Origin of the sequence: Streptomyces viridosporus, assembly GCF_002078235.1 — a bacterium.
Classification (GTDB): Bacteria; Actinomycetota; Actinomycetes; order Streptomycetales; family Streptomycetaceae; genus Streptomyces; species Streptomyces viridosporus.
In genome coordinates this window covers 1-6,531 of record NZ_MSGP01000209.1, presented here as the reverse complement: position 1 = coordinate 6,531, position 6,531 = coordinate 1, and the positions used below count along the sequence as shown (strand labels likewise).

The following is a 6,531-nucleotide window of genomic DNA, read 5'->3' as shown; positions in this document are numbered from 1 at the left end:
TCGCCGCCGTCGCCGCGGTCGCCCTGACCCTGCGCGCCCGCGGCCCACGGCACGGCGCGAACCTGAAGCGGCGCTTCGGACCCGAGTACGACCGGGCCGTCGCCCGGCACGACGGGGACGCCAAGGCCGCCGAGCGGGAACTCGCCGAGCGCGTGGAGCGCCACGGCGACCTGCGGGAACGGACCCTGGAGCCCGCCGAGCGGGAGCGGTACGAGGCGCGCTGGACGGCCGCGCAGGAGCGGTTCGTCGACTCGCCGGGCGACGCGCTCGCCGAGGCGGACCGGCTGCTCGCCGAGCTGGCCGGCGCGAAGGGCTTCCCCGACGGCGGGCACTACGAGGACCAGCTCGCCGCGCTGTCCGTGCACCACGCGCACCACGTCGAGGGCTACCGGCGCGTGCACCGGGTCGCCCAGGCCCGCGCGGGGGGCGCGCACGACGGCGGCGCGGGCACGGAGGAGATGCGCGAGGCCATGGTCGAGGCCCGTGCCCTGTTCGACGAACTGATCCGGTCCTCCGCCCACGACCGCGGACGCCACCGCGCCGCCGCGGACGGCGGGCACAGGTCCCCGGCCGGCCGCGGCCACCACGCGACGTCGGTCTTCCACCGGCACCAGGCGAAGGAGAGCTGAGCGACATGCCCGACACGACCCGACGCACCGGCGAGGAACTGCCCCCGGAGGGCACCCGTACCGCTTCCGGCACCGGCACGGCCCCGGGCGTGCCGAGCACGTCCGGCACGCCCGGCACGCACCGGGACACCTTCGGCACCGGCGAGGACACGGGCCGGTCCCCCGGCCGGACCGCCTCCGGTGCCGAGAGCCCGCTGGTGGCCGCCCACCCGCAGGCCGGCGGCACCGCGCACCACGGCACCCCGGCCGGCGGCACCGCGCACCACGGCACCCCGGACGGCGGCACCGCGCACCACGGCACGGAGCGGATCCCCGGCCCGGGCCACGACGGCGCGGACGCCCCGGCCTCCCGCCCCCGTCTCCTCCCGCACGACGACACCGACAAGCTCACCGCGCAGCTGCACCACGCCGTGGCCGGGTTCGTCGACGCGCCGCGGGGCGCCGTCGAGGAGGCCGACCACATCCTGGAGGAACTCACCGCGCGCCTCACGGACGCGGTGAGCGAGCGGCGTCGCACCCTGCGCCGGTCCTGGCAGGCCGCCGACGCCGCCGACGGCGGGGGCGCCGCGGCGACCGACACCGAGCAACTGCGCCTCGCCCTGCGGGACTACCGGGAACTGGCGGAACGGCTGCTACACGTCTGACCCGCCCGCCGCGGCCCGGCGCTCCCGCCACTGCCGTACGACGTCCTCGACGTCGTACGGCTTCTTTCCCAGCGGGGGGCCGGGCGGCGGCTTGAACATCATCTCGCGGATCCGGTCGTTGATCTCCGTGAGGATCTTTCGCACGATCCGCTCCGAAGGGGCCGCGAGGGCCGCCTCCAGCGCGTCCTCGGCCTCCTTGCGCAGGGCCAGCGCCGGCGGGAGCACGGAGAAGCCCTCGCGGGCCATCTTCCGCTTGACCCACCACAGTTCGTCGTAGGTGGTCTCCACCTCACGGGGGAGCGGCTTGCCCGTCCCCGGCAACCGTTCGAACTCTCCGCGCGCCTCCGCGTCACGGATCTGCTTGTCGACCCAGGACTCGAAGTCGACGCCGGGTGGCTTCCGCTCGGTCATGAGGCCATTGTGCCGGACGCCGCACGGCCGGGCGTTTTATCATGCGGCGGCAGCGAGCCGATCCGGCCGCCCGCCAGGACGTCTCAGGAGGAGCGCACGTGCTCGAACTCACCATGGCCGCCGTGTCCGCGGCGGAAGCGGGCGCCACGGCCGGCATGCTCATGGCCGACGCGCCCAGCGAGCCGGGCGCCGTGCTGCGGGTGGGCCGGGACAGGTCGGTGTGCCGGCTCTCCACGCCGGACGACTGGCTGTTCGTCTCCCGGGTCCACCTGGAGTTCCAGTGCCTGCAGGACGGCACCTGGCAGCTGACCTGGCTGCGCGGCTCACTGCCCGAGCCGTCCTCCGAGGTGCGGCTGATCGTCGGGGAGTACGCCCAGACGGTCCCCTACGGCGGCGCCGTGGTGCTGCCCCGGGGCGGCAGCGGCGAGGTCGTCGTCCAGGACCGCACCGCCCCGCGCAGCGTCAACGTGGGCTTCTACCACGAGGTGTGAGGCGCCGGCTCACTCCAGCACCCGGACCAGCGCGAAGCCGTCGTGGCCCTTGGCGCCGACCGTCTGGATCGCCGTGCCGCTCAGCCGCGGGTGGCTGCCGATCATGTCGAGCGCGGCGCGGGTGCCCAGCACGTCCGGGTGGGTGTCGTCCGGGTCGGCCACCCGGCCGCCCCGTACCACGTTGTCCAGGACGATCAGGCTGCCCGTGCCGGTGAGCTTCAGGGCCCACTCCAGGTAGTGCCGGTTGTTGGGCTTGTCCGCGTCGATGAAGACCAGGTCGAACGGGGGCGGGTTCTCGTCGGCCAGCAGGGGCAGCGACTCCAGCGCCGGGCCCACCCGCACCTCGACCTGCCGGCCGAGTCCCGCGCGGGCGATGTTGCGGGTGGCGACCTCGGCGTGCCGGGGGTCGTACTCCAGGGAGATCAGCCGCCCGTCGGACGGGAGGGCGCGGCCCAGCCAGATGGTGCTGTAGCCGCCGAGCGTGCCGATCTCCAGGATGTGCCGGGCGCCCTGCACCTGGGCGAGGAGCTGGAGCAGCTTGCCCTGGGTGGGCGACACGGCGATGGGCGGCAGGCCGGCGGCCTCGCTGTCCCGCAGGGCGGCCGTCAGGGCGTCGTCCCCGAGGGCGTCGGACAGGAGGCGGGCGGTGAGGTAGTAGTCCACTTCCTGCCAGAGCCGCGACTCGCTCATGCACCTGCACCTTCCGTAGGGCCGGTCAGTTCGTCCGACTGGCGGCGCTGACGAAGATAGCGGCGCACGGGTTCCCGGCCGGGGGATTTCCCGGCCGGTGCCCTCAGCGTGTCCCGGCCGCCTCCAGCGACGGCGCCGAACCCGGCAGCGGGCGTCCCGCCGACTCCGCCATGCGCCACACCGCGAACCCGCCGATCACGGCCGCGGCCATCATGTAGTAGGCGGGCATCATCACGTCGCCGGTCGCGCCGATCAGGGCCGTGACCACCAGCGGGGTCGTGCCGCCGAACAGCGACACCGAGACGTTGAAGCCGATCGACAGCGAGCCGTACCGCACACGGGTCGGGAACAGCGCCGGGAGCGCGGAGGGCATGGAGGCGGTGAAGCACACCAGCAGCAGACCGAGGGCGGCCAGGCCGAGGGCGACCGCGAGCAGGCTGCCCTCGCGGATCAGCAGCAGCGCCGGGACGGACAGCAGCAGGAACCCGGCGCACCCGGCCGCGATCACCGGGCGCCGGCCGACCCGGTCGGTCAGCGCACCGGCGAACGGCTGGACGACCATCATCAGCGCCATCACGCCGAGGACCACGAGCAGACCGTGCGTCGTGTCGTAGCCCAGCTCACCGGTGAGGTAGCTCGGCATGTACGACAGCAGCATGTAGTCGGTGACGTTGAAGACCAGCACCAGGCCCACGCACAGCAGCAGCGCGCGCCACTGGCCGGTCACCATCTCGCGCAGCGGCACCTTCGGACGGTCGCTCTCCGCCTTCTCCACCTCGGCCGCGAACGCCGGCGTCTCCTCCAGGCGCGTGCGCAGGTAGAGGCCGATGACGCCCATCGGGCCCGCGATCAGGAACGGGATGCGCCAGCCCCAGTCGTGGATCTGCTCCGAGGTCAGCCCGAGGTTCAGCACCAGCACGACCAGCGAGCCGAGCAGGAAACCCAGGATGCAGCCCATCTCGACCAGGCTCACCAGGAAGCCGCGGCGCCTCGGCGGCGCGTACTCGGCGACGTAGGCGGACGCGCCGCCCATCTCCCCACCCGCGGAGAATCCCTGGATCAGCCGCAGGACCACCAGAAGCACGGGAGCGAGCAGCCCGATCGAGGCGTACGACGGCAGCAGGCCGATGCACAACGTGGCGACCGAGACCGAGATGATGACCCAGGCCAGGGTCTTCTGCCGACCGATGCGGTCACCGAGTGTGCCGAAGAAGATCCCGCCCAGCGGCCGTACGGCGAAGGCCACCCCGAACACGGCGAAGGAACTGAGCAGTTGGGTCGTGGGGTCGCTGGTGGGAAAGAACACCTTGCCGAGCACACCGGCCAGGTAGCCGTACACGGCCACGTCGAACCACTCGACGACGCTGCCGATGGTGGCTCCGGCGGTCGCTCGGCGCAGTGTGGACCGGCTGGGGACCGGCTGCCCCTCAGGAGGGCTTGTCCCTGGAGGAGCGGCGGTCTGGCGGTCAACGCTCACAGGATCTCCCGATGGGGACAGGCGGGCATACGCCGCGGTCGACAGTGGTGCGACCGTAGGGAATCGTCGGACGATGTGCAAGAGATTCATTGACGGAAGTTCTCTGTCATCGGACGATTACCTGCCGTTATCGAGCGGGATAGCCCTCGCAGAGCGCTGCCTCGGAGTCCGTGAGGTAGGTCTCCAGCAGTACGGCCGCCTCCTCGACGTCGCCCGAGCGCAGGGCCTCGGCGATCTCCTTGTTCCGGTCGAGGTAGGCGGCGTGGAAGACCCGCGTGTCACTCATGTGCGCGTAGGCGAGCCGGAACTCCGCGAGGATGCCGCTCATCATCGCGTCCAGCCGCTCACTCCCCGCGAGCGCCACCAGCGCCTCGTGAAACCGGATGCTCGCGGCGGCGACGTCGTCCCACCGCGACTCCTCCGCCGCCGCGCGGCCGTCGGCGATCGCCGCGGAGAGCCTGCGCAGGCCCGCCGGCGTCAGGATCCGGATGGACCGCACCGCGGCGCATTCGACGACCCGTCTGACCCGGTAGAGATCGGCCACGTCCTCCCGGGACAGCTGACGGACGAAGACCCCGCGGCTCAGCTCGTGCACCAGGAGCCGCTCCCGGATGAGCCGCTGGTACGCCTCGCGGAGAGTGCTGCGGGAGACACCGTGGAGCTTCCTCATGTGCTCCTCGGACAGCCGTGTCCCCGGCTTCAACTCGCCGGAGACGATCTGCTCGCGCAGTGCGTCCGCCACCCGGCTCGCAGTGCCGGCCGAATCAGTCATTCCTGCTCCCCTCGGGCCGCGACGACAGGTGCGGCCGGTCACCCCTCCGATAGGAGGCGAGCCTGATTCTAGCAATTTTCGTCAGACGATTCGTTGCGAAATCGTCGGACGATCTGTAGCGTCCGTCCGGCGTGCCGATGACCGAGCAAGAGGCGCCGCGCACGTTCTCAGCCGGCCCTGGAGGATTCCTATGACCCAGTCCCGTGCACTGCGTGTCGGGGTAGACATCGGTGGCACCTTCACAGACATGGCGATCCTCGACGACCGTGGGATCGTCGCCGTCGGGAAGACCCTCACCACCCACAGCGAACCCGCTGCCGCCGTCGAGACGGTGCTGCGGCAGACCCTGGCGGCACACGGACTCGACGCGGCGGACATCACCACCTTCGTCCACGGCACCACCCTGGTGACGAACGCGCTGATCGAGCGCCGCGGTGCGACCACCGCGCTGCTCACCACCGAAGGATTCCGCGACGTGGTGGAGATGGGGCGGGAACACCGGTACGAGCTCTACGACCTCGACCTGGAACTGCCCCGCCCCCTCGTACCGAGGCACCTGCGCTTCGGCGTCCGCGAACGCATGCTCGCCGACGGCACCGTCGACACCGCCCTCGACGAGACCGCCGTGAAGCAGCTCGCGGCCGAGCTGTCCGGGGCCGGGGTCCAGGCGGTGGCGGTGTGCTTTCTGCACAGCCATGTCAACAACGAGCACGAACGGCGGGCCCGGGAGATCATCCAGGCCACCGCGCCGGAGCTGCGCGTAGCGCTGTCCAGCGAGGTGAACCCCGAGATCCGCGAGTACGAGCGCAGCTCGACCACCCTGGCCAACGTCTACGTCCAGCAGCTCGTCGAGACCTACCTGCAGGACCTCCGCGACCGTCTGCACGGCCTCGGCCTGCGCAGCGCCCCCCTGATCATGCTGTCGAACGGCGGGGTCGCCGCGATCGACGTCGCCCGGCAGTTCCCGATCCGCATGCTGGAGTCCGGTCCCGCGGGCGGCGCGCTGGGGGCCGTCGCCTTCGGCCGCAGCGCCCGGCGGCCCGACCAGATCGCCTTCGACATGGGCGGCACCACCGCCAAGCTCTGCATCATCGAGGCCGGCCGCCCGCTGGTCACCCACACCTTCGAAGTGGACCGGGTGTACCGGCTGCGCGCCGGGTCCGGCCTCCCCGTACGGGCTCCGGTCATCGACATGATCGAGATCGGCACGGGCGGCGGCTCCATCGCCCGGGTCAACTCACTCGGTCTGATCACCGTCGGCCCCGACTCCGCCGGATCCGAACCGGGCCCGGTGAGCTACGGCCGGGGCGGCGAGCACTGCACCGTGACCGACGCGGACGCCGTCCTCGGCTATCTGGACCCCGACCACTTCCTCGGCGGCGACATGCCCCTGGACGTGGAGGCGGCGGCCGCCGCC

General features: G+C 72.3%; 8 protein-coding genes. 4 read left to right on the top strand and 4 right to left on the bottom strand.

From position 1 onward, the window contains the following. A partial coding sequence (locus B7L92_RS15400; protein ID WP_081238133.1) for a hypothetical protein occupies positions 1 to 629 on the top strand: 629 nt, incomplete at its 5' end. Positions 630 to 634: 5 nt separating this feature from the next. Further along, entirely contained in the window at positions 635 to 1,273 is a 639-nt protein-coding gene (locus B7L92_RS15395; RefSeq protein WP_081238131.1) for a hypothetical protein, read from the top strand. On the opposite strand, the gene B7L92_RS15390 is transcribed toward B7L92_RS15395, so the two are convergent. Further along, complete coding sequence (locus B7L92_RS15390) at positions 1,262 to 1,684, bottom strand: DnaJ family domain-containing protein (protein ID WP_081238129.1); 423 nt, start codon at positions 1,682 to 1,684, stop codon at positions 1,262 to 1,264. The two genes, B7L92_RS15395 and B7L92_RS15390, sit on opposite strands and share 12 nt — an antisense overlap. 98 nt (positions 1,685 to 1,782) lie before the next feature. On the opposite strand from B7L92_RS15390, the gene B7L92_RS15385 reads away from it, so the two are divergent. Further along, a complete protein-coding gene (locus B7L92_RS15385) occupies positions 1,783 to 2,175 on the top strand; it encodes a hypothetical protein (RefSeq protein WP_081238127.1) in 393 nt (130 codons plus the stop codon). 9 nt (positions 2,176 to 2,184) lie between these two features. Here B7L92_RS15385 and B7L92_RS15380 read toward each other — a convergent pair whose 3' ends face one another. The 3 genes from B7L92_RS15380 to B7L92_RS15370 form a co-directional block, all read right to left on the bottom strand. After that, the gene (locus B7L92_RS15380) at positions 2,185 to 2,865 is read right to left on the bottom strand and encodes an O-methyltransferase (protein WP_081238125.1); all 681 of its coding nucleotides are present in this window, start codon (positions 2,863 to 2,865) and stop codon (positions 2,185 to 2,187) included. Between the two features lie 103 nt (positions 2,866 to 2,968). After that, the gene (locus B7L92_RS15375; protein ID WP_081238124.1) at positions 2,969 to 4,432 is read right to left on the bottom strand and encodes an MFS transporter; all 1,464 of its coding nucleotides are present in this window, start codon (positions 4,430 to 4,432) and stop codon (positions 2,969 to 2,971) included. 37 nt (positions 4,433 to 4,469) lie between these two features. After that, positions 4,470 to 5,114, bottom strand: a complete 645-nt coding sequence (locus B7L92_RS15370) for a GntR family transcriptional regulator (RefSeq protein WP_255310976.1) — start codon at positions 5,112 to 5,114, stop codon at positions 4,470 to 4,472. A 190-nt stretch (positions 5,115 to 5,304) separates the two neighbouring features. Between B7L92_RS15370 and B7L92_RS15365 the strand changes: the two genes are divergently transcribed. Continuing rightward, a partial coding sequence (locus B7L92_RS15365; RefSeq protein ID WP_143626329.1) for a hydantoinase/oxoprolinase family protein occupies positions 5,305 to 6,531 on the top strand: 1,227 nt, incomplete at its 3' end.

Bases quoted from the DNA above. Each gene is read 5' to 3' on its own strand.
- B7L92_RS15380 (WP_081238125.1), bottom strand. From the start codon at position 2,865: ATGAGCGAGTCGCGGCTCTGGCAGGAAGTGGACTACTACCTCACCGCC.
- B7L92_RS15390 (WP_081238129.1), bottom strand. From the start codon at position 1,684: ATGACCGAGCGGAAGCCACCCGGCGTCGACTTCGAGTCCTGGGTCGAC.
- B7L92_RS15370 (WP_255310976.1), bottom strand. From the start codon at position 5,114: ATGACTGATTCGGCCGGCACTGCGAGCCGGGTGGCGGACGCACTGCGC.
- B7L92_RS15375 (WP_081238124.1), bottom strand. From the start codon at position 4,432: ATGAATCTCTTGCACATCGTCCGACGATTCCCTACGGTCGCACCACTG.
- B7L92_RS15395 (WP_081238131.1), top strand. From the start codon at position 635: ATGCCCGACACGACCCGACGCACCGGCGAGGAACTGCCCCCGGAGGGC.